This window comes from Alistipes sp. (assembly GCF_048465575.1).
GTDB lineage: Bacteria > Bacteroidota > Bacteroidia > Bacteroidales > Rikenellaceae > Alistipes.
The window spans coordinates 33,971-56,495 of the sequence record NZ_DBFWLG010000013.1; the positions used below are offsets into that span (position 1 = coordinate 33,971).

General features: G+C 60.4%; 22 protein-coding genes. 9 read left to right on the forward strand and 13 right to left on the reverse strand.

The features are described from left to right. Window positions 1–6: 6 nt before the first annotated feature. From rodA to ACMQ11_RS04555, 5 genes are all read right to left on the reverse strand, one after another. Window positions 7–1,449, reverse strand: coding sequence for a rod shape-determining protein RodA (gene rodA / locus ACMQ11_RS04535; RefSeq protein ID WP_418991531.1), 1,443 nt, complete (start codon window positions 1,447–1,449; stop codon window positions 7–9). Then, complete coding sequence (locus tag ACMQ11_RS04540; RefSeq protein ID WP_418991532.1) at window positions 1,439–3,268, reverse strand: peptidoglycan D,D-transpeptidase FtsI family protein; 1,830 nt, start codon at window positions 3,266–3,268, stop codon at window positions 1,439–1,441. The genes rodA and ACMQ11_RS04540 overlap by 11 nt, the downstream gene beginning before the upstream one ends. Beyond that, the gene (locus tag ACMQ11_RS04545; protein WP_418991534.1) at window positions 3,265–3,783 is read right to left on the reverse strand and encodes a rod shape-determining protein MreD; all 519 of its coding nucleotides are present in this window, start codon (window positions 3,781–3,783) and stop codon (window positions 3,265–3,267) included. The genes ACMQ11_RS04540 and ACMQ11_RS04545 overlap by 4 nt, the downstream gene beginning before the upstream one ends. A gap of 1 nt (window position 3,784) precedes the next feature. Beyond that, window positions 3,785–4,639, reverse strand: a complete 855-nt coding sequence (gene mreC, locus ACMQ11_RS04550) for a rod shape-determining protein MreC (RefSeq protein WP_418991535.1) — start codon at window positions 4,637–4,639, stop codon at window positions 3,785–3,787. 286 nt (window positions 4,640–4,925) lie between these two features. Further along, on the reverse strand, window positions 4,926–5,945 hold the full coding sequence (locus ACMQ11_RS04555; RefSeq protein WP_418991536.1) for a rod shape-determining protein: 1,020 nt from the start codon (window positions 5,943–5,945) through the stop codon (window positions 4,926–4,928). A gap of 196 nt (window positions 5,946–6,141) precedes the next feature. Here ACMQ11_RS04555 and ACMQ11_RS04560 point away from each other — a divergent pair, with 196 nt between their 5' ends. Together ACMQ11_RS04560 and ACMQ11_RS04565 are read left to right on the forward strand one after the other, a co-directional pair. After that, a complete protein-coding gene (locus tag ACMQ11_RS04560) occupies window positions 6,142–7,149 on the forward strand; it encodes an NAD(P)H-dependent glycerol-3-phosphate dehydrogenase (RefSeq protein ID WP_418991537.1) in 1,008 nt (335 codons plus the stop codon). A 6-nt stretch (window positions 7,150–7,155) separates the two neighbouring features. After that, the gene (locus ACMQ11_RS04565; protein WP_418991538.1) at window positions 7,156–8,487 is read left to right on the forward strand and encodes a glucose-6-phosphate isomerase; all 1,332 of its coding nucleotides are present in this window, start codon (window positions 7,156–7,158) and stop codon (window positions 8,485–8,487) included. Window positions 8,488–8,557: 70 nt separating this feature from the next. On the opposite strand, the gene ACMQ11_RS04570 is transcribed toward ACMQ11_RS04565, so the two are convergent. Beyond that, complete coding sequence (locus tag ACMQ11_RS04570; RefSeq protein WP_418991539.1) at window positions 8,558–9,019, reverse strand: hypothetical protein; 462 nt, start codon at window positions 9,017–9,019, stop codon at window positions 8,558–8,560. 183 nt (window positions 9,020–9,202) lie between these two features. Between ACMQ11_RS04570 and ACMQ11_RS04575 the strand changes: the two genes are divergently transcribed. Continuing rightward, window positions 9,203–9,859: a rubrerythrin family protein gene (locus ACMQ11_RS04575; RefSeq protein WP_418991540.1), complete on the forward strand. Its 657-nt coding sequence runs from the start codon at window positions 9,203–9,205 to the stop codon at window positions 9,857–9,859. Between the two features lie 149 nt (window positions 9,860–10,008). Here the strand turns inward: ACMQ11_RS04575 and ACMQ11_RS04580 are convergent, their stop codons facing one another. After that, complete coding sequence (locus tag ACMQ11_RS04580) at window positions 10,009–10,734, reverse strand: YebC/PmpR family DNA-binding transcriptional regulator (RefSeq protein WP_418991541.1); 726 nt, start codon at window positions 10,732–10,734, stop codon at window positions 10,009–10,011. A 156-nt stretch (window positions 10,735–10,890) separates the two neighbouring features. Between ACMQ11_RS04580 and ACMQ11_RS04585 the strand changes: the two genes are divergently transcribed. From ACMQ11_RS04585 to ACMQ11_RS04595, 3 genes are read left to right on the forward strand one after another with little or no spacing between them, the layout of a single operon-like run. Further along, the gene (locus ACMQ11_RS04585) at window positions 10,891–11,271 is read left to right on the forward strand and encodes a VOC family protein (RefSeq protein ID WP_418991542.1); all 381 of its coding nucleotides are present in this window, start codon (window positions 10,891–10,893) and stop codon (window positions 11,269–11,271) included. Between the two features lie 5 nt (window positions 11,272–11,276). Next, window positions 11,277–11,858, forward strand: a complete 582-nt coding sequence (locus ACMQ11_RS04590) for an L-threonylcarbamoyladenylate synthase (protein WP_418991543.1) — start codon at window positions 11,277–11,279, stop codon at window positions 11,856–11,858. After that, window positions 11,859–12,257 carry an acyl-CoA thioesterase gene (locus tag ACMQ11_RS04595; protein WP_418991545.1) on the forward strand — a complete coding sequence of 133 codons (399 nt, stop codon included), beginning with the start codon at window positions 11,859–11,861 and terminating at the stop codon, window positions 12,255–12,257. 427 nt (window positions 12,258–12,684) lie between these two features. On the opposite strand, the gene rplI is transcribed toward ACMQ11_RS04595, so the two are convergent. From rplI to thiL, 4 genes are all read right to left on the reverse strand, one after another. After that, complete coding sequence (rplI, locus tag ACMQ11_RS04600) at window positions 12,685–13,125, reverse strand: 50S ribosomal protein L9 (RefSeq protein WP_418991546.1); 441 nt, start codon at window positions 13,123–13,125, stop codon at window positions 12,685–12,687. Window positions 13,126–13,141: 16 nt separating this feature from the next. Beyond that, entirely contained in the window at window positions 13,142–13,420 is a 279-nt protein-coding gene (gene rpsR / locus ACMQ11_RS04605; RefSeq protein WP_018694586.1) for a 30S ribosomal protein S18, read from the reverse strand. A gap of 3 nt (window positions 13,421–13,423) precedes the next feature. Beyond that, complete coding sequence (gene rpsF / locus ACMQ11_RS04610; protein ID WP_418991547.1) at window positions 13,424–13,768, reverse strand: 30S ribosomal protein S6; 345 nt, start codon at window positions 13,766–13,768, stop codon at window positions 13,424–13,426. 147 nt (window positions 13,769–13,915) lie between these two features. After that, on the reverse strand, window positions 13,916–14,956 hold the full coding sequence (gene thiL, locus ACMQ11_RS04615; protein WP_418991548.1) for a thiamine-phosphate kinase: 1,041 nt from the start codon (window positions 14,954–14,956) through the stop codon (window positions 13,916–13,918). 92 nt (window positions 14,957–15,048) lie between these two features. Here thiL and ACMQ11_RS04620 point away from each other — a divergent pair, with 92 nt between their 5' ends. Next, the gene (locus ACMQ11_RS04620) at window positions 15,049–15,630 is read left to right on the forward strand and encodes an adenylate kinase (RefSeq protein WP_418991549.1); all 582 of its coding nucleotides are present in this window, start codon (window positions 15,049–15,051) and stop codon (window positions 15,628–15,630) included. A 22-nt stretch (window positions 15,631–15,652) separates the two neighbouring features. On the opposite strand, the gene ACMQ11_RS04625 is transcribed toward ACMQ11_RS04620, so the two are convergent. After that, complete coding sequence (locus tag ACMQ11_RS04625; RefSeq protein WP_418991550.1) at window positions 15,653–16,885, reverse strand: beta-galactosidase trimerization domain-containing protein; 1,233 nt, start codon at window positions 16,883–16,885, stop codon at window positions 15,653–15,655. A 22-nt stretch (window positions 16,886–16,907) separates the two neighbouring features. On the opposite strand from ACMQ11_RS04625, the gene ACMQ11_RS04630 reads away from it, so the two are divergent. Next, window positions 16,908–17,765, forward strand: coding sequence for a hypothetical protein (locus ACMQ11_RS04630; protein WP_418991551.1), 858 nt, complete (start codon window positions 16,908–16,910; stop codon window positions 17,763–17,765). Here ACMQ11_RS04630 and ACMQ11_RS04635 read toward each other — a convergent pair. Then, complete coding sequence (locus ACMQ11_RS04635) at window positions 17,672–20,989, reverse strand: glycoside hydrolase family 2 TIM barrel-domain containing protein (RefSeq protein WP_418991552.1); 3,318 nt, start codon at window positions 20,987–20,989, stop codon at window positions 17,672–17,674. The two genes, ACMQ11_RS04630 and ACMQ11_RS04635, sit on opposite strands and share 94 nt — an antisense overlap. A 132-nt stretch (window positions 20,990–21,121) precedes the next feature. Between ACMQ11_RS04635 and ACMQ11_RS04640 the strand changes: the two genes are divergently transcribed. Further along, a complete protein-coding gene (locus ACMQ11_RS04640) occupies window positions 21,122–22,522 on the forward strand; it encodes a hypothetical protein (RefSeq protein ID WP_418991554.1) in 1,401 nt (466 codons plus the stop codon). Window positions 22,523–22,525: the final 3 nt, after the last annotated feature.

Here is a 22,525-nt window from a genome sequence, read left to right on the forward strand (position 1 = left end):
ATCGGGTCAGAATTTTTGGAGTGAGAACTGCCGTGTCGAGGCGTCGAGCCGCACGGCGATGAACAACAGGATGGTGAATGCGATCAGCGACGAACCGCCGTAGCTCATCAGCGGCAGCGGAATCCCCATCACGGGCATGAGCCCGATGGTCATGCCCACGTTCACCAGCACGTGGAACAGCAGGATCGACGCCACGCAGTAGCAGTAGATACGTCCGAAAGGCTCCTCCTGCCGCTCGCCCATGCGCATCAGGCGCAGGATCAACAGGCACAGCAGCGTGAGCACCACGGCCGCCCCCAGAAAACCCCACTCCTCGCCCACGGTGCAGAAGATGAAATCGGTGTGCCGCTCGGGGACGAAGCCGTACTTGATCTGCGTGCCCTGCAAAAAGCCCTTGCCCAGCCAGCCGCCCGAACCGATGGCGATCTTCGACTGGTTGACGTTGTAGTCGCTGCCCAGCGGGTCGCTGATGATTCCCAAAAAGCTGAGGATGCGGTCGCGCTGGTGCTGCTTGAGGATCGAGTTGAAGATGTAGTCGGTGGTCGGCAGGAAGATCATCGTGCCGGCGAAGAGCCCGACCAGAATCAGGATGTTGCGCAGGTTCGTGCGGTAGGCGTAGGCCACCACCCCGATCAGCGAGAGGAGCGTTACGGTCAACAGGCACCCGTGCAGGTCCATCAGCCCGGGCGCCACGGCGTGCATCCCGAGGCAGAGCACGATGCTCGAAAGAAAGAGCGAGGCCAGGTAGACGATGCGCGAACGCCACTGCCCGTTCATCATCGCCTCCGAGAGCGTGCAGACCAGAATCAGCGCGACGAGCAGCGTCATGGGCGAGAGGAGGAACGAGACGATGAACAGCCCGGCGATCAGCAGCACGGGGATGCAAAGCCACTTGTTCAGCCCCTCGCGGTAGAGGACGAAGAGGAACGAGCCGAGCACGATGCCCGAGCCGGTGTCGTTCTGGAGGATGATGATCAGGAGCGGCGCACAGATCACCAGCCCGACCTTCACCAGGTCGCCCGGGCGGTCGATCGAGAACGAGTAATCGCTCATCACGCGCGCGAGGGCCAGCGCCGTGGCGATCTTAACGAACTCCACGGGCTGCACCCGAAAGGAGCCGAACTCGAACCACGCCTTGGCGCCGTTGACCTCCCGCCCGAAGAGGAGCGCGGCGACGAGCACCGCCAGCCCCGCCAGGTAGGCCGGGTAGGCCAGCATGTGGTAGAACCGCTCGTCGAGCAGCAGCACCACCAGCGCCGCGACCCAGGCCACGCCCATCCACATGAGCTGCTTGATGTAAAAGTGCGAGAAAGCGAAAATATCGGCCGTCTGCTCGTCGTACGAGGCCGAGGTGATCGAGACCCACCCTGCGAGGACGATCAGCACGTAGAGGAGGACCGTACCACCGTCCACCCCCTCGAAAATGCGGTTTGTGCGGCTACCGGTCATAGATGGGATAGTGGATTTGCATGTTCTTGACATATTCCAGCAGCGCCGGGCGGCGGATCGTGTCCGTGAGGTAGTACTCCTCCAGGAGGCTGGCGATCGGCAGGGCCGCCGAAGCGCCGAAGCCGCCGTTCTCGACGTAGACCGAGACGGCGATCCGGGGATTGTCTTTCGGAGCGAACGAGAGGAACGTCGAGTGGTCGCGCCCGTGCGGGTTTTCGGCCGTGCCGGTCTTGCCGCAGACGTCGAGCCCCTCGAGGCGCGCCATCGTCGAGGTGCCGCCCACGTTCACACCCCGCCACATGCCCTCGACGATGGGTTCGAAATGGCGCGGCTCGACCTTGGTGTAATGGCGCTCGTAGAAGCGGCGGTCGAGCGAGTCCTGTCCCTCGATCCGCTTGACGATGTGGGGGATGTAGTAATAACCGCGGTTGGCGAGAATGGCCGCCAGATTGGCCAACTGCAAGGGCGTACACCCCAATTCGCCCTGGCCGATCGAGAGCGAGAGCACGGTCAGCGAGTTCCACGAACCGCGGTAGCGGCGGTCGTAAAAATCCCGGTCGGGCACGTAGCCGTCGCGTTCGTCCAGAAAGTCCGAGCCGAGCTGGCGGCCGAAGCCGAAACTCTCGACATAGCTCTTCCAGACGTCGAAGCCCTCCTTGACGCTGCCGTAGCGCGGATTGTCGAGGATGTCGCGGAAGACGTAGCAGAAATAGGCGTTGCACGAGGTGGCCACGGCGTAGCGCAGGTCGAGCGGCGAGGAGTGGGCGTGGCAGGCCATCTTGAGCCGCCCGGCCTGGTAGCCCATGTGGCAGGAGTGCAGGTCCGAGGGACGCAGGACGCCCTCCTGCAACCCGATGAGCCCCTGCACCAGTTTGAAAGTCGAACCCGGCGGGTATTTGGCCCTGACGGCGCGGCTGAAGATCGGCTGGCGGCGGTTGCCGATCATCCGCATGTAGTTGTTGCCCCGCTCGCGGCCCACCAGTTCGTCGGGATCGTACGTCGGCGAGGAGACCATCATCAGAATCTCGCCCGTCGCGGGTTCGATCGCCACGGCGGCTCCGACCTTGCCGCGCATCAGCTCCTCGCCCAGCAGTTGCAGGCGGGCGTCGATGGTCGAGACGAGGTATCTGCCCGGCTCGGGCAGCGAGTCGTAGCGGCCGTTCATGTAGGAGCCCTTGATCGCGCCGTGGGTGTCGATCTCCAGAATCTTGACCCCTTTCTCGCCCCGAAGCTGGCGCTCGTAGGCCGACTCCACGCCGCCGATGCCCACGTAGTCGCCCGGGCGGTACTCGGGACGGCGCTTGAGCATGTCGGGCGTCACCTCGCTCACATAGCCCAGGAGGTTGCCCCCGATCTTGCGCGGATAGCGGCGCACGGTGCGCGAGACGGTATAGAATCCCTGGAAATTGCATTCGTCGAAGCGCAGCTTGTCCTCCTTGGAGATGTAGTTGGCCACCAGCCGCGGGGCGCGGGGCCGCATCCGGGCGTTGGCCAGCTCGCGCTCGATCTTCGCACGCGGAATGCCCAGCACCTCCGACATGCGCGCCGTGTCGAAGCCGCGCCGGTCGATCTCGCTCCAGATGACCATCAGGTCGTAGCACTCGCGGCTCTGGACCAGGTACTCGCCCCGGCGGTCGAAGACCTCGCCGCGCGGCGGGTACTGCACCACGTGGCGCAGGACGTTGGCCTTGGCCAGCTCCTCGTAGCGCGTGTCGATGAGCTGGAGGTAGACCAGGCGCCCGGCGATCAGGGCGAAGATCGCAAGCACGACCGCCTGCAAGGTCCTCATGCGGACGAATCCTTCGTTCGACCCGATCATACGCGAACGGGGAGTTTGGCCGTGAAAATCCGGGCGATGATCCAGACGAACGCCGTCGAAACGGCACTGCTGGCCGCGATGCGCAGCAGCGTATGCGTGAGGTGCGCCCACGAGAGGGCTTCGAGCAGAAAGAAGACGGCATGGTGCAGCACGATGAGCACGACCAGATAGATCAGAAACGTGCGCCGGCCCAGCCGCGCCACCGACGGAACGCCCCCCTCGCGCAGGTCGTCGCGGCGCGAGAGCAGCGAGAGCAGCGTCCCCCGCATGAAAGCGACCAGGAGCGTCGAGATGGTGTTCACGCCCGCAATCCCCATCGCAAAGTCCATCGCAACGCCCGCGGCCAGGCCGGCCAGGAGAACCACGACGGGTGGCGTGTCGAGCGGCAGCAGGGCGATGAATGCCACATAGACCAGGGGATTGAGGTAGATGCTGATCGTGAGGTTGTCGAAGAGAAAGACCTGCAACAGCACCGTCACCAGAAAGAGCGAGAAATAGGGCAGCGTCCGATACATTTTACTTGAGCCGGGTATGTTGTTTGACTTGTTCGCTCCGCTCCAGATCGAGGATCTCGAAGCGGTCGCGGTTCTCGACCAGCACCACGTCCACGAGGCGGGTCATTTCGGCGGCCAGCCGGACGCGGACCGTATAGGAGGTGCGATTTTCGTTGAGCGAGGCGCTCTCGACCCAGCCGATCAACACGTCCTCGGGAAAATATTGCGAAAACCCGGTGGTCAGTACCTCCTGCCCCGGTTGCGGATCGGCGTATTTGGAGAGTTCGCCCAGCACGACCTGATGGGGATCGAGGCCGTCCCAGTAGATCGAACCGAAATAATCGGACCCGGCCAGTTTGCCGCTGGCGCGGAACGAGGTGTTCAGCACCGAGAGGACCACGGCGTAGCGCTCCGTGCAGTCGATGACGTAGCCGACCATCGCGCCGTCGGGCGAGAGGACGGCCATCTCTTCGACCACGCCGTCGCCCCGACCGCGGTTGAGCGTCAAAAGGTTTTGAGCCCGATTGGCCGTATTACCCACCACCGCGGCCGTGGCGAAGCGGTATTTCGACTCGGCGATGCCGGCCATGTAGGCGTCGAGCCGCGCGGCGGTTTGGGCCTCCTCGTAGGCGGCCAGCCGCTCCTCGAGCGCTGTCACGCGGGCCAGCAGCACGCGGTTTTCGCTGCCGAGCGTAAAATAGCGGCGGATGCCGGCAAAGAGTCCGCGCACGCCCCCCGCGACCTGGTTCGACCGGGCGAGCAGGCGGGCCTGGGTGTAGGAGGTCGAGTGGGCGTAGTAGCTGACGGCCACCGCCTCCAGCACCACGAACAGCACCACCACATAGACGCTGCGTATGAATTCGATCAGCTTGCGCAACGGGGGAGAAAATTAAAAATGAAGAATTAAAAATTAAAAATTAGGGACGGTTCCATCCGCCAGCATGCGGACATAGAGCCAACCGGACACAGCTTCTTACAGCAAAAACGGGATCCGGTACGTATCGCTTCCATCACGACATGGATGCGCAACAGCCTCCGTTTCGATTTTAGGGAGGCAGTCGCGGTGCGTCGTGAAATCCGGCACGGACGGGACATACATGAGGTATTTCCCGTTCGGGACGGATGAGAGAGGTGCCGCAAATGCCCCATAAAATCGCAAACGGCTATTTCATCAGGAACGAGAAGCGGTTGATGTTCTTCAGCGCGATGCCCGTGCCGCGTGCGATGGCGCGCAGCGGGTCCTCGGCGATGTGGAACGGGATGCCCGTCTTTTCGTTCAGCCGCCGGTCGAGACCCTTGATCAGCGCGCCACCGCCCGCGAGGTAGATGCCGTTCTTCACGATGTCGGCATAGAGCTCGGGGGGCATGGATTCGAGCACTTTCATCAGCGCCGCGTCGATCTTCGTGAGCGACTTTTCCAGTGCGTAGGCGATCTCGCTGTACGAGAGCGAGACGGTCTGCGGCAGGGCCGTGAGCATGTTGGGGCCCGTGACGACGAAATCCTCGGGCTCCTCCTCCAGGTCCGAGACGGCAGCGCCGATCGAACACTTGATCGCCTCGGCCGTCCTTTCGCCGATGCGGATGTTGTGCTGCTGGCGCACGTAGCTCTGGATGTCGTTGGTGAAGACATCGCCCGCGACGTTGATCGACTCCGAGCAGACGATGCCGCCCAGCGAGATGCAGGCGATCTCCGAGGTGCCGCCCCCGATGTCGATGACCATGTTGCCCTCGGGGGCTTCGACGTCGAGCCCGGCGCCCAGCGCGGCGGCCATGGGCTCGTAGATCATGTAGACCTCGCGGCCTCCGGCGTGCTCGGCCGAGTCGCGCACGGCGCGGATCTCGACGTTGGTCGAACCCGAGGGGATGCAGATCACCATCCGCAGCGAGGGGGCGAAGAGGCTGCCCGAGGTCTTGACCTTTTTGATCATGCCGCGCAGCATGAGCTCCGTGGCGTTGAAATCGGCGATCACGCCATCCTTGAGCGGGCGGATCGTCTTGATATTGGGGTTGGTCTTTTCGTGCATCTGGCGCGCCTGGTACCCGATGGCGACCAGTTTGCCCGTATGCACGTCGAGCGCCACGATCGACGGCTCGTCCACGACCACCTTGCCGTTGTAAATTATCAGCGTATTGGCCGTTCCCAGGTCGATGGCCAACTCCTGTGTCAGTGAGAAAAGTCCCATAATGTTATGCTGCTCTCTTGTTATTTCTTCAACCGATTGTAATACAGTTTTGTTCACTCCGCACCGGACCTCCGTCCAAACGAAACGGTCCCGATGGAAAACATATCCGGACAAAGGTAACAAAAAGCCTCGGAATATTTTTCTGTTTTTATTATTTTTTTTAATTACATTTGTATCATCAATCATAGCCAGACGCATGGAGTACAAGATAGAATCCGGAGCCCGCTGCGCGGTGATCGGCTACGGCAGCTGGGCCACGGCGATCGTGGGGCTGCTCACGGCCAACGAACAAAAAGTAGGCTGGTACGTGCGCAACCCCGAGGTATTGGAGGGGCTGCTCACTGAGGGACGCAACCCCCGCTACGTGAGCGACCTGGAGTTCGACCGCGACCGCATCGACCCCTCGGACGACCTCAACCGGGTGGTCCGCGAGGCCGACATCATCATCCTGGCCACCCCCTCGGCCTACCTGAAGAGTTTTCTCGAACCGCTGACCGAGCCGCTCGGCGATAAGTTCGTCGTCTCGGCCATCAAGGGGATCGTCCCGGGGGACTACAAGACCGTGGTGGAGTATATCCACGACCATTACGCCCTCTCCTACAAGCAGATCGGCATCGTCACCGGCCCCTCGCACGCCGAGGAGGTGTCGCGCGGCAAGCTCTCCTACCTGACAGTGGTCTGCACCGACGAGCAGAATGCCCGGGAGCTGGGCAAGCGCTTCGCCACGCGCTTCATCCGCCTGAGCTACTCGACCGACCTCTACGGCATCGAGTACGCCGCCATCCTGAAGAACATCTACGCCCTGGCCGTCGGGATCGCCGTGGGGCTGGGCTACGGCGACAATTTCCTGGCGGTGCTGATCGCCAATTCGGCGGGCGAGATGACGCGCTTTCTGGAGGAGAGCTACCCCACGGAGCGCAACACGCTGGTTTCGGGCTACCTGGGCGACCTGCTGGTGACCTGCTACTCGGTGTACAGCCGCAACCGGCGGCTGGGTCTGCTGATCGGCCACGGCTGCACGGTCCGCAGCGCCCTGAACGAGATGACGATGGTGGCCGAGGGCTATTTCGCCGCCGACTGCATCCGCCACATCAATGTCCGCCACCGAGTCGACATGCCCATCGCGCGGATGGTGTACGACGTACTCTACGGCGAGGCCTCGGCGCGGCAGCAGATGAAAGAGCTGACTACCAAATTAATTTAACCGCATATGAAAACTCTCGAACTGGACATTCGCAAGGCGGGTGTCTCACTGACGGACGAACTCAAACAGCAAGCGCAGGCGGCCAACGCCCTTCTCGAATCGGGCAAGGGCGCCGGCAACGATTTTCTGGGCTGGGTGCACCTCCCCTCGTCGATCTCGGACGCCGATCTGGACGCCATCGAACAGGCCGCGGCCGCGTTGCGCGCCAAGGCCGATCTGATCGTCTGCATCGGCATCGGCGGCTCCTACCTGGGCGCCAAGGCCGTGCTCGAAGCCCTGAGCGACCCGTTCAGGTTGCTGCACCGCGCACAGCAGCACCCCACGGTTGTATTCGCCGGGCAGAACATCTCGGAGGATTACATCCAAGCCCTGATGGAGGCTGCCGGGGAGCACTCGCTGGCCGCCATCGTCATCTCCAAGTCGGGCACCACGACCGAACCGGCGATCGCTTTCCGCCTCCTCAAGGCCGAGATCGAGCGCCGCTACGGCAAAGAGGAGGCCGCCCGGCGCATCGTGGCCGTGACGGACAAGGCGCGCGGCGCCCTGAAGAAGCTCTCCGACGACGAGGGCTACCCCACGTTCGTCATTCCGGACGACGTGGGCGGACGCTTCTCGGTGCTCACCCCCGTCGGGCTGCTGCCGCTGGCCGCCGCCGGCGTGGACATCCGCGCCCTGGTGCGCGGCGCGCAGCAGATGGAGGAGGCCACGGGCGCCGGGGTGCCGTTCGACGAGAATCCTGCGGCCATCTACGCCGCCGTGCGCAACGCGCTCTACCGCAGCGGCAAGAAGATCGAGATTCTGGGTTCATACGAGCCTCAGTTGCAATACGTCAACGAGTGGTGGAAACAACTCTACGGCGAGAGCGAGGGCAAACAGGGCCGGGGCATCTTCCCGGCCAGCGTCACGCTGACGGCCGACCTGCACTCGATGGGACAGTACATCCAGGACGGCGAGCGCACGCTCTTCGAGACGATCATCTCGGTCGGAAAACCGCAGCACGAAATCATGATCGAAGCCGACGGGGAGAACCTCGACGGACTGAATTTCCTCGCCGGCAAGCGCATTTCGGAGGTCAACCGCATGGCCGAACTGGGCGTGCAGCTGGCCCATGTGGACGGCGGGGTGCCCAACCTGCGGATCGAGATTCCCGCTATCGACGCCCGGACCGTCGGCGGCCTGCTCTATTTCTTCGAACGGGCCTGCGGCATCAGCGGCTACATGCTGGGCGTCAATCCGTTCGACCAGCCCGGCGTCGAGGCGTACAAGAAAAACATGTTCGCCCTGCTGGACAAACCCGGCTACGAGGAGGAGTCGAAAGCCATCAAGGCCCGGCTGTAACTCTCCGGAACGAGATGCCAAGCGGCGGACCTTATTGTAAGGTCCGCCGCTTTTTTCGGTTCCGCCCGTTTTAGAGGAACGGCTCTTCGTCCATCGCTGCGCGCCCCGTCAGCGGGTCGTCGTCCTTGGCATAGAGCGGTATTACCGCCCGTTCGTACTCCGATTCGACCCCCTCTTCTATCGAGCGCAACACCATGTTCAGCGTTCCCTTGCTCTCCATTTCGTAGGAGTGCTTCAGCGGCGTACCGTCCGAATACTTGCCCGAGAGGACCTGCACGCCGTTTTGGGTGGCGACCGTATAGGTGCCCCCGAAAGTCCGGAACCCGGGGTAGAGGATGCTCTGGTAGAGCGCAAAGGTGCCGTCCGAATCGAGCTGGAGGTAGACCTTGCCGTCCAGTTCGGACGAGCCGTTCCATACGGTCATCTTCCAGCCGTCGTAGGCATAGGTGGGAGGCGGCTCGATCCGCTTGTCGTCGTCGCCGCCGCACCCGGCTGCAAAGAGCACGACCAGCGCCGCAGTCAAGATTTTCATTCCCCTTTTCATAGCTCGCTCCGTCCGCCGGTTTGGTTATCAACGGATACGGATTTACAAATATAAAGTATCGGAATCGAAATACAAAATCCTCCGTCGGAATATTTCCGCCTGCGGGACGAATCGGCCTTTGGCTGGCATAAAAAATGCACCTTTCGCACTGCCATTTTTCTCACACCGGTTATGAAATTGCGTCCGTTGTTCATCCTGTTGCTGTTCGTGGTATCGGCAGGCATTCTCGTCTGGATATACTACACGGCACGCCGCACACCCAGGGAGCCGAAAGCCTCCCCCTGGGCGGAGACGATCTCGGACCTCGATGCCTGCTGCCGGCGCAAGCACGTCAAATCGATGCAGTACGACCATTTCGCCCAGATCGCCGACGAGGAGCGAAAGCCCGCCGCAGCCCGTCTTTTCCGGGCCATGTCCCGGGCCGAAGAGGTACAGGAACGGAATTGCTCCCACGCCATCGTACGGCTGGGAGGCAAGTACGATCCGCCTGCCAAAGTGGTCGTTTTCCACGGCCCCACGGCCGATAACCTGCGCCGCAGCATCGACTACGAGCGCCGCAACCTCTCCGAGCGCAACGGCGGGGAAATCGACCGCGCCATGACCAAAAACAACCGCTATGCGGCCCGCGTGCTGATCTGGGCCACGGCGGGCGACCTGCGCCACCAGGCGTTCATGGAGCTCTACCTCGCGCGCCAGCGGCACAAAGAGAAGCAGCCGTCCGCCTACCGGGTCTGTCCCATGTGCGGAAACATCTTCGAGGCCGAGTACACGGACCCCTACTGCCCCTACTGCCTGACCGCGGGGCAGGAGTTCATCGCGTTCGAATAGTTTTCTGTCATTGCGAGCGGATGCGAAAAATCTTCCGTTTATTGTTTTGCAGGTCCATTTCACCTTTCACTTTTCACTTTTCACCTTAAATAAAAGGGACGAATGGATTTTACTCCATTCGTCCCTTTTTATTGTGGGCGACGGGCAGATTACTCCTCGTCGATCTCTTTCATGTTGTGGTAGACGTTGGTCACGTCATCGTCCTCCTCGAGCCGCTCGACCAGTTTCTCGACCGACTCGCGGGCCTCGGCGTCCAGCTCCTTGGTGTCGGTGGGCAGGTAGGCCGATTCGCCCGATACAATCTCGAACTCCTTGTCGTCGAGCCATTTCTGGATCGCGCCGAACGATTCGTAAGGGGCATAGACCGTGATTCCGTCCGCCTCTGCGTAGAACTCGTCCACGCCCAGGTCGATCATCTCCAGTTCGAGTTCTTCGGGATCGGTGCCGGCTGCGGGGTGGAATTTGAACGTACATTTATGCTCGAACATGAAACCCACCGATCCGCTGTTGCCCAGCGTGCCGCCGCACTTGTTGAAATGCATGCGCACGTTGGCCACCGTGCGGTTGGTGTTGTCCGTGGCGGTTTCGACCAGAAAGGCAATGCCGTGGGGGCCGTATCCCTCGTAGACGACCTCCTTGTAGTCGGCGGCGTCCTTTTCGGTAGCGCGTTTGATCGCACGCTCGACGTTCTCCTTGGGCATGTTCTCGGCCTTGGAGTTCTGGATCAGAATGCGCAGGCGGGTGTTGGCCGAGGGGTCGGGGCCGCCGGCCTTGACGGCGATTTCGATCTCCTTGCCCAGTTTGGTGAACGTGCGGGCCATGTGGCCCCAGCGTTTCATCTTGCGTGCTTTGCGGTACTCAAAAGCTCTTCCCATGACTCTTTGTTTTTGCAATTTTCTTCAGTGGTGCAAAGGTACGAATTTCGGAATTAAAAATTAAGGATTGAAAATTAAAAATTTGCGGTTCGGCCTGGGGAGTATTCGCGTTTCGGGATATTTGTGTATTTTTGTGCGGATCAAAACCACATCTTTATGGAGATCAGATCGAGATTCGACCATTTCAACATCAACGTGCAGGACCTCGAACGCAGCCTGGCGTTTTACGACAAGGCGCTGGGCCTGCGGGAGATAAAACGCAAGGAGGCTGCCGACGGTTCGTTCATCCTCGCCTATCTGGGCGACCAGGAGAGCGGCTTTCGGCTCGAATTGACATGGCTCAGAGACCATGCCGGGAAGCCTTACGAACTGGGCGAGAACGAGAGCCACCTCTGCGTGCGGGTCCCCGGGGACTATCAGGCCGTGCGCGAATACCACCGCGCGATGGGGTGCATCGCCTACGAGAATCACGACATGGGCCTCTACTTTATCGCCGATCCGGACGACTACTGGATCGAGGTCTTACCCGACAAATAGCTGCAATGCAGAAAGAAACGGCAATACAACATGCTGCGGACGAAGCCGTCCGCATCCTCCGCGAGGGCGGCATTCTGCTCTACCCGACCGACACGGTATGGGGGCTCGGCTGCGACGCGACGAATGCCGACGCCGTGGCGAAAATCTACGCGCTGAAGCGGAGTGAAAACAAGAAATCGATGCTGGTGCTCTGCGCCTCGACCGACATGGTCGTGCGCTACGTCGACCGCGCGCCGGGGATCGCCTACGAGGTGATGGAGCTGGCCACCAAGCCCCTGACGCTCATCCTGCCGGGCGCTGCGGGGGTGGCTCCGAACCTCATTCCCGACGAGGGGACGCTCGGGGTGCGCATCCCAGACCACGATTTCTGCCAGCGCATGCTGCGGGGTCTGGGGCGTCCGATCGTCTCGACCTCGGCCAACATTTCGGGCGAAGAGACCCCCGTAGGGCTGGAGGAGGTGGCGCGCGAGATCGTCGAGGGCGTGGATCTGGTCGTCGATCCCCGCTTTGCGGGCAAACCCACCGGACGGGCTTCGTCGATCATTGCGTTCGGCGAGGGCGGCGAGGTGAAAATCATCCGCGAATAGATGGCCCGCACCCTGCAAACCGCCATCCAGCAGCGGTTCTCCGACGTGGATGCGTTCCAACACGTCAACAACGTCTCGCAGCAGGAGTATTTCGACGTGGGAAAGGTCGAATACTACCGCGAAATCCTCGGTGCCGAGGTGCTCGGAGGCGACCTGCGGATCGTGACGGTCTCGACGGCGACCTCCTACCTGGGGCAGGTTCGCATGTACGACAGCGTGTGCGTCACCACCACCTGCGAGCGGGTCGGAAACAAAAGCCTCACGCTCTTTCAGCAGCTGCGGGCCAACGGGGTGGTGTGCAGCGAAAGCCGTTCGGTAATGGTCGTTTTCGACTTTCCGCGCCAGCAGAGCGCACCCGTGCCCGAAGCGTGGCGCGAACGGCTGCTGGTCGGGGATTGAACCCCGGGAGGAGCTCACGGCTGAGGAGGGAGGATCTTTCGGGAGCGCGGAAGCGAACAGAAGCGGAAGATTCCTCGCATACGCTCGGAATGACAAATAATCGGCGGCCCTCGGCTAAATCGGGGATCGGCTCCTCAGGCCGGTCCGTTCTCGATCCGCGAGCGCAACCGAGAGGTCGCGGTTTTTCCGTAGTTTACCTTGCAGCCCATTCGACAAAGATCGGAAAGCGACACACGAGAGAGACCCTCCGCTCGTGGTTCCGGCAGCCAGATTTCACCTTTCACTTTTCACCTTTCACCTTGTATGCGGCCCTTGACCGGACTCGGGGATCGTAATAGAATAATTGTGAATTCTGAATTGTGAATTCTGAATTAAAAAAGACAGCTCCCCGGAACCGGAGAGCTGTCCAAATTTTATGCGATCGGTGTTACTCGGCTGCCGAAACCGAGAATTTGATCGTAGCCTTGACCTCCTTGTGCAGGCGGGCGGTGGCTTCGTACTCGCCGACGTTCTTGATCGGCTCGACGACGATCACCTTGCGATCGACAGTAATTCCCTTGGCGGCAAGCGCCTCCGCGAGGTCCGTGGCGGTTACCGTACCGAAGAGTTTGCCCTCTTCGGCCTTGACCGCGAGCGTCAGCGGCAGGTTGGAGATGGTCTCGGCCAGCGCCTGCGCATCGGCGAGAATCTTGGCATCCTTGTGGGCGCGCTGACGGAGGTTCTCCGCCAGCACTTTCTTGGCCGAAGCCGTCGCCGACTTGGCCAGGCCCTGCGGGATGAGGTAGTTGTTGGCGTAGCCGGGCTTCACGTTCACGATGTCATTGGCGTAGCCCAGGTTCTCTATGTCTTTGATCAAAATCACTTCCATGGTCGTCCTCCTTTTATTATTTCATGCAATCGGTTACGAAGGGCAGGATGGCCAGGTGGCGCGCACGCTTCACGGCCTGAGCGACCTTCTTCTGGAATTTCTGCGACGTTCCGGTCAGACGGCGGGGGAGAATTTTGCCCTGCTCGTTGAGGAATTTCTTGAGAAATTCCCCGTCCTTGTAGTCCACATACTTGATGCCGAGCTTCTTGAAACGGCAGTATTTCTTCTTCTTGACGTCGACCGATACCGGGTTGAGGTAGCGGATTTCGGATTGTGCCTTGTTCTCCTGTGCCATGGTTTACTCCTCTTTGTTGTTAGAAAGTTTCGCACGACGTTTCTCCGAGTACTCCACGGCGTACTTGTCCTGCTTGAAAGTTAAGAAACGGATCACGCGCTCGTCGCGGCGATACTGCGTTTCGAGGGTGTTGATGAGCGTGCCTTCGCCCGTGAACTCCACCAGGAAATAGAAACCGGTGGTCTTCTTCTGAATGGGATAGGCGAGCTTTTTGAGGCCCCACGACTCCTTGTTCACAATCTGACCGCCGTTCTCGGTGATGACACCCTGGAATTTGTCAGCGACCTCCTGTACCTGCTGATCGGACAGTACGGGCGTGACGATGAAAACGGTTTCGTAATTGTTCATAATGCTTTTAATTGGTTAATTGTTCCCTTTTCGGGACCGCAAAGGTAGTAATTAAAAATGAAAAATGAAAAATTAAGAATTGGAAATTTGCGTATCCGTCTTTTTTTATCTCCGCATTCCCGACTTTCCGTTCCTAATTTTTAATTCTTAATTAGTTTGCTGAAAGCCTTGCGCTTTCAACTTTATCTCCTGCCCGTCGGGAGTCACCAGATAGCAGCCCGTAGAGGCGGGGGTGATGTGGCCGATGACGTCGACCAGCCCCAGGCGCATGATCTCTTCCTGCATCGAGAGCGGCACGGTGAACAGGAGCTCGTAATCCTCGCCGCCGTGCAGGGCCGCCACGACCGGATCGAGGTGCATCTCTTCGGCCAGGGCCGAGGTCTGCCGCGCGATGGGAACGCGGTCGAGGTAGATGCGGGCACCGCAGTCCGACGATTTGCAAATTTGCATCAGGTCGCTCGCCAGACCGTCCGAGAGGTCGATCATCGCCGTGGGGACGATCTTCTCCTCCCGAAGCGCCTCGACGACGTCGGTGCGGGGGCGCGGCTTGAGGTACTTTTCCAACAGGTATTCATACCCCTCGAACTGCGGCTCGGGGTGCTCGACGTCGGCAAGCACCCGCTTTTCGCGTTCAAGAAGCTGAAGCCCCATGAACGCCGCGCCGAGGTTGCCCGTCAGGCAGATCAGGTCGTGCTGCTGCGCGCCGCTGCGGCGGACGATCCGCTCCTTTTGGGCAAGCCCAAGCGCCGTGAGGGCCAGGACCAGCCCGGTCATCGAGGAGCGCGTGTCGCCTCCCACCAGGTCGATCCGATGCTCCTCGCAGGCAACGCGGATGCCCTCGTAGAGCTCTTGCAGCGCTTCGACCGAAAGTTTCGAGGAGACGCCCAGCGAGACGGTGAGCTGCGACGGCAGGGCGTTCATGGCCAGCAGGTCGCTCACGGCGGCCGTCACGACCTTGTAGCCGAGGTGCCTGAGCGGAAAGTAGGTCAGGTCGAAATCGACCCCCTCGTAGAACGAGTCGGTCGTACAGAGCACCGCTTCGCCCTCGCCGGGAACCACGACAGCCGCATCGTCGCCCACGCCGCTCAGGGTCGAGGCGTTACGGGGTTCGAACCCGGATGTCAACCGGTCGATCAGGCCGAACTGCCCCAGCCGGGCAATCTCGGTGCGTTTCTTTTGCTCCTCCATAAATAAAATTTTTTACAAAACTAACCAAACTTTGCGGTTCTTCAAAAAAATAACGTATTTTTGTCCGTCGAATCACACAATCGGATCGAGATATGTTGAACATCGTCTTATTCGGCGCACCCGGGTGCGGAAAAGGTACGCAGGCCCAGCGGCTCAAGGAACACTACGGAATCGACCACGTATCGACGGGCGAGGTGATCCGCGGCCACATCGCCCGCGGAACGGAGTTGGGACGCAGCATGGAGTCCTATATCGCGCAGGGCAGGCTGGCGCCCGACGCCATCGTCATCGAGATGATCGCACAATACGTCGCAGCACACAAAGAGGCGGCGGGCTGCATCTTCGACGGCTTTCCGCGCACCACGGTCCAGGCCCGGGAGTTCGACGGCATCCTCGCACAGCATGGCCTCAAAATCGATACGATGATCGACATCCGCGTGCCGGAAGAGGAGTTGGTGCGCCGCATTCTCGTCCGCGGCAAGGATTCGGGCCGCGCGGACGACGCTTCGGAGGAGGTGATCCGCGGCCGCCTGGAGGTCTATCGCCGACAGACCGCCATTGTGTCGGACTACTACGCCGCACAGGGCAAATACGCCTCGGTGAACGGCACGGGCACGATGGAGGAGGTTTTCGCCCGCATCGTCGACGTGATCGACGCGATCGCAAATTCCTGATCCGAAAGTACCGTCTTGCCGCTTACCGGCAGTTTTTATCCCAAGTACACAGGACAACGTCGTGCGCCGCAAGCTGCAATCTGTTCCCGGAGAGGACGGAATCGTTGCTCTCGACCAGCCGTCCATTTTGCAGTGAGGGTGCAGGAACAAGGGAGATTTTGCGCCGTGAAGCAGTCGTGTTGACCAGGTAAGCGACCACTTTGCCGGCCGTCTCCGTCACACGCAGCAGCACGCCCGGCTCCGGCGATTCGAACCGGACGGGATAAGCCGAAAATTCGCGGCGGCAGAGTTTTCCGTAAAGCGCGATGAGCTGCGAATTGTCGCGCCGGTAGCTGCCGAGGTGGATGGGCGACGGAATCCAGTAGACTATGCCCCGGCCGTAGTGGTTGCGTGTCGCACAAATGTCTCCGTCGAATCGGCCGACGGGTTCCGCCGTACCGGGCCGAATGATTCCCCGCCACAAATGGGCCGGAACGGCGCCTTTCAACTCGCCGGTAAGGTTCAGGTCGAAATAGTCCGCCGTGACCTTGAATTCCGAAACACGGCCGCCGAAGCACTCCGCCAGCGGAAATTCGCCCATCATCAAACAGGACATGTTTTCGTCGTAAAATCCGCTCAGCCCCGTGACGATGAGTTTACCGCCGTTATATACGAAATCGTTTATCAGGCGATGGTACCTCTGCGGCAGCGATATACAGTTCGGCAGGACGACAGCGGGGTGTTTGGCCGGGTCCCAGTCGAACCGGTCCATCGAGGCCAGGTTCGGTGTCATGCCGTGCGAGGCAAGCGCTTCGTAGGCTGCGATGACCGACCGGATGACGGCGGAGGCCTTGCGACCCTCATGGAGGTTGTCCCGGATAACAAGGCTGTTTCGGCGTTGAATGGTCAGCGACTCTTCGTTGTAGAGGATCGTCACGGGACTCTCGGCGGGTTTGGCTCCGATAAAAATGCTTTTCTCGGCTTCGATCGTCCGGGCGACTTGCGCTGCGGCGCGGAGGCGGTCGGAGGGGAGCCCCTGGTAATCCAGCATGGCCCACTCCCCGGCTTCCATAACGCTCTGGCGGGCATTGAGGGTCCAGAAAATAATGCCCTCGCATCCCGAGGCGATGCCGGTCCAGAGGTATTTCCGAATCTCCCGAGCTGTCGGACAAAACGGCACGGCACCGCTGGCCGTGACATTGCCGCCTTGCAGTTCGGTGATCCAGAATGGATTTTTCCCGGCCTTTTCCCGGATGATGTCGCACATGAGAGCCATGCCCAGCGGATATTGTTCCCGGGTGAAATCTCCGAAATGCCAGCTCAGGTGCATCGACACTGCCGAGCGACGTGAGGAACTCTTCGTAACCGCGGAAATCGTATTCCGGCAGGTTGCTCAGCAGCGCATGCGGGTTGATGTGCAGATCGTGTTTTTCATCTACGCGCCGTACCTCGTCCGCAATCCGGTTAAGATACCATTTCGTGTAGTATTTCAGGAACGCCTCTTCGCTGAAATCCGCTTTAAGGTAGCCGTTGCGAGGCATATCGGTCTGCCGGGCGACGCTCCATGTCCGCCGGACGCTGTCCGACAGGTCCGTCGGCCGGACGGCGCTTCCGCCCGTGCCGGGCTCGTTCTGAAGCACCCAGGCATAGAGGGCCGGTTTGCCGGCGAAATGCGAAACAATCGTACGGATATAACTGCGTATCTCTTTCAGATGCGCTTTCGAGCGGGGGAACTTGAAGCCGCCCACGTCGTTCAGTTCGTCGGTGACGGGGAACAAGGTGGCGAAGAGCCGGATGCCGTATCGGTCTGCGGCGTCGAAAGCCGCATCGTAAAGCGTGAAATCGGGCGCTGCGCCTTCCCGCAGCATATGCGATCCGAACAAGCGGATCCGCGCGACCTGCATGCCGTTCTCTTTCAGCGTCCGGAAAAAACCGGCGATCTCTTCGGCGGATTGTCCCGGTTCGATGAAGACTTGCGCCCCGAGGAGGGGATAATTCGTATGCTGCCCGGACGACGGTATCGCGGCAGAGAACAGGATCGAAACGATCAGCAACAACTGTTTCATGGTTCGAGGTCGATTTTATCCGTACAGTACCGACGCCCGGCGTCGACGGCATCCCGGTCGTTTTGTACGGGTCGGATGAGGAAACGATAAGCGTATGTCTTGTCGAGCAGCCGGTACCGCTCCGCAGGCCGTGCTTTCCGGCTCCAGGAGTCGGTGCCGCCGACTCCGGTTTGCAGGTGGTCGATGTTCACCGTCTGTGCGTCTTCCAGCACGCACGCCTCGCCGATGTGTTTGGCCCGGTCCAACTCTTCCTGGGTGGTATTCCATGCGGAAACGCTCAACGGAGCCGCCCCGACGAACTGGATACCGCGTCCCTTGGGGTCGGTAAAGGCGATCCACCGGGTATTGCAGCGGTTGCCGTTCTCCTGCGGGTAGACGTATTGGGTCATCATGCCCGCCGCATCCGTACGGTAGGTACCGAGAAACGCACCCTCCAGCCGGTCCCGGTAGTTTTCCTGCGGTCCCAGTCCGAAATAGGTAATGACGGCGAGTTGGTTCGTGACCTCGGTTTGCATGCCGATCCGGAGCGGTTCGGGCACCTCGTCGGCGATTTCCAACCGGTAGCCGACCTCCAGCGAGCCGTTTCCGAAGATCGTATAGTCGAGATTCAGGACGATCTTGTACTGCATGGTCTTGCGGACCTGTACGACGACTGTCGAGTCGGTTTGAGCGGTCCGGATGTCCGTGGAACCGAAACGGGAGTCGAAATCTTCGGGGGCCGTCTCCCAGATGCCGCTTTGCAGACGGGTTTTCCAGCCCCGGCGGTCGTTGTCGGTCGCTGCGCGCCAGAAGTTGGGCTTGAGCGGTGCAGCAAGAATCGGTCGGCCGTTCAGTTCGTACCCGTCGATATAGCCCGTCTTGGAGTTGACCACGATGCGGGCGTTGGCTGCCCGGATCACGATTTTTGAATCGGTTTGCTCGATTTGCGGCCGTTTAGCGGATTTACCGCGCAGCGGAGCCGGTGCAGTGCTGGGCAAAAGGAACTGCTCCGAAGCACAGATGAAGCCGGCGTCTGCATGGGGGCATGCCCTCTTTTCGTGGGCATGGAGGTTCAGCATGTAGGTCGCTCCGGGAATCCGCCTGAATTTTCGGACCGGTATTTCGATCACCGCGGATTCGCCGGGAGGGATGGCTTCCGCCTCGATCCGGCCGCTTTGTAGCACGCGGGTTTCGTCTTTGAGTTCCCAGGTGAAAAAGTAACGGTCGGCCGTTGCAAAGAAATTGCGGTTCTTGAGGGCGATTCGGAATTTCGACAGATCGACGGCTGTAAATTCGATGGGCTGGTAGACGTACTTGCAGGTTTCGAGCGCCGGTTTGGGAGTGCAGTCCGGGAAAAGCAGCCCGTTGATCACGAAATTGCCGTCGTGGTGGTCTGTCGGCCGTTCGAAATCCCCGCCGTAGGCCCAGTATTTGCGGCCGCTTTTATCCGTGCGGGCGATACCCTGGTCGAGCCAGTCCCAAATATGTCCTCCCAAGAGGGATTCGTGAGCACGTATCACATCCCAGTAATCTTTCATGCCGCCGGTCGAATTTCCCATCGAGTGGGCGTATTCGCACATGAGGATCGGACGGGAGATATGCGGATTGAGCGCCATCTCTTCGAGCTCCCTGCAAGTGGGGTACATGCGGCTGACCACATCGACGAAAGCCGGATCGTCGGGGTTGGCTCCGCCGGCCGGCTCCTTGGGCGCCGGGGCGCCGTCCGCGACCTCCGCGCTGGTGAATACTGCGGCCGAACTGCGTTTGAGCGGAACGTAAAGCGGCGACATGGGCTGTCCCTGCGCCCCCTCGTAGTGGATATAGCGCGTGGGATCGAAATCTTTGACCCACCCGGCCATGGCTGCATGGTTGGGACCGGTTCCCGACTCGTTACCGAGCGACCAGAAAACGATCGACGGATGGTTCCGGTCCCGGATCACCATCCGGGTCACGCGGTCCAGGAACGCTCCGGCCCACGAAGCGTCGTTGGAGAGTTTACCGCCCGAACCGTGCGTTTCGAGGTTGGCTTCGTCGATGACATAAAGTCCGTACCTGTCGCAGAGCTCGTAAATATAAGGATCGTTGGGATAATGGGAGGTTCTAAGCGAGTTGAAATTGAATCGCTTCATCAGGCGGATGTCCGCCTCCATCTCCTCCCGCGTAATGGTTTTCCCGCCGTATTCACTGTGGTCGTGGCGGTTGACGCCGTACAGCTTGACGGGAACGCCGTTGATGAACAGCTGTCGGTCATGAATCCGGATGTCGCGGAAACCGACCTTGCAGCTGCGGGCTTCGATGCAGTTGCCCGCTTCATCCTGAAGCGCGAGGACAAGCGTATAGAGGTTGGGCTCCTCGGCACTCCATTTGAGCGGGTTTTCGATCAGCTCCTCCATCAGGGCGAAATAGACATTGTCCCGCTGGGGATAGGCTTCCGACAGAATATCGTCCACGGGAAGCGTCATCCGGCGGCCGGCGGCGTTACCGTCCGGGGCATAGAGCCGGGCTGTTACGGCAAGGCCGTCGGACGACGCGCCCGTCGTCCTCACGATGGCGGGGCGTATCTGGAGCCGGGCATTTTCCAATTTTGCGTCGAAAACGGTGCGGACGCCGAAATCTTCGATTGCAATGTCGGGCCTCCACAGCAGCAGCACGTCGCGGTAGATACCCGCCATGCGCCAATGGTCGGCATCCTCCAGGTAACTGCCGTCGGTCCACTTGAAAACCCGGACGGCCAGGGTGTTTTCCCCGTCGCGGATGCAGTCGGTAATATCGAACTCGGAGGGCAGGCAGCTATCCTCCGCATACCCCGCTTCGCGGCCGTTCACCCACACGGTATAGCCGGAATAGACGCCGCCGAAATGGAGAATGATCCGTCCTTTTTTCCAGTTTTCAGGGATATTGAACTTGCGGACATAGCTGCCGACCGGGACGTCCCGCGTAATGAACGGCGGTTCGAATTCGAACGGGTATTCGATGTTGGTATAGATCGGGTAGCCGTATCCCTGCATTTCCCAGCAGGATGGCACCTCGATCCTGTCCCAGCCGCTCGTGTCGTAGTCCGGCCTGTAAAACCCCCCGGGAGCCAGCCCGACGTCCTCGGCAAAACGGAACCTCCACGATCCGTTCAGCGACTGGATGCGCGCTTTCGAACGGTCGCCGGCAAGAGCGTCCTCGATACTGCCGTAGGAATAGGAGGTCGCCCGGGCGGGCAGTCGGTTTACGCCGCTCGCGGCAGGGTCGCACCACGGTGCAGGGGTCTGCGCATGGGAGTGGACGGCTCCCGTCAGAAACGTAACGGCTATGAGCGGAAGCAGGAATCGGGTTGAGGTCTTCATCGTGTAGGGTTTTCGTTCTGTCTGGTGCAAATATGCTAAAAATAATGGATTCGGGCAAGTAAAATATACAAAATATTGCAAATTATGTATATTATAAATATATTTGTACGCATACAATCAAATACCTGAAAGATGAGAATCCTATCTTGGTGCCCAGTGGCGGTACTCGCCGCAATGCTCTTCGCAGGGTGCAGCGCCCAAAAACGGTTCTCCCGCTCGTTTGTCGGGATCAGCCGCGAAGACCCCCGCTATTTCGCGCTCTCCAACGGAAAGACCTTTGTCCCGATCGGCTGCAACATCGCAGCGCTTGCAAACCGGACGGCCGTCGAACGCTATGTGCAAGCCCTGGCCGACAACGGAGCCAATTTCGGCCGCGTATGGCTGAACAGCGCACTTTTCGAGGTGGAAACGGAGTACGGACGGCTCGATGAAGCGCATCTATCCAACATCGAGTACCTGTTGGAACTGGCCCAGCGGCACGATCTGAAGATCAAGTTGTGCATCGAGAGTTTCAGGCATATCCGTCCGGGGCGCAATCGGTGGGACACGAAAGCGTCGTACCATGTTTCGAACGGCGGGCCGTTCGAAAACGCCGCGGAGTTCATCGCAATGCAGCGCGGCAGGGACGAATACCTGCGGCGGCTCGAAATCATCCGGAAGCGTGTGGGCGACCACCCCGCCGTGTTCGGATGGGAGTTGTGGAACGAGATGAATGCGGTGGACTGCCCCGAAATCAGGGAGTGGAACGAGTACATGCTGCCCCGGGTCAAAAGAATGTTCCCGAAGAATTTGGTGATGCAGAGCCTCGGGTCGCTGGACCGCCGGTCGAGTTTTGCGATCTACGGAGATATTTGCGGGATGCCGGCGAACGAGGTGATGCAGGTGCATCGGTACCTCGATCCAGGAGCGGAACTGGCGGTCTGCCGCGCGCCGATGGACAGCTTGTGCAGCGATGCCGTCGCCGTGCTGCGCGGATACGGGCGGAAGAAACCGCTGTTGCTGGCCGAGGGCGGGGCGGTTCAGCCCGACCACGCCGGACCGAGCCTGCTCTATGCGCGGGATACGGCCGGGATACTGCTGCACGATGTGATTTTCACGCCGTTCTTCTCGGGAGCAGCCGGGCCGGGGCACAGCTGGCACTGGGATCACTATATCGAGAAGCATGATTTGTGGTATCATTTCAAGCGTTTTGCCCGGGCGATCGAAAGTATCGATCCCGCTGCCGAGCATTTCGAACCGCTGCGGGCGGACAGCGGCCGGCTGAAAGGATATGCCCTGCAAGGGAGGCGCCACCTGCTGGTCTGGTTCCGCGATTCCGAAAACAACTGGCAGACCGAATTCGAAGAGAACCGTGCACCCGAGTTGCTCCGGGGCCAGCGGATCGATCTCTCGAAGCTCCTTTCGGGTCGCAAAATTCGGTCCGTTAACGTCTACGATCCGTGGAACGATGTCCGGTCGGAGGTTGCTGCCGGGACGAGGATATGCTTGCCCGATTTCAAACGCTCGCTGGTCGTGAAGATTTCATACAAATAATTA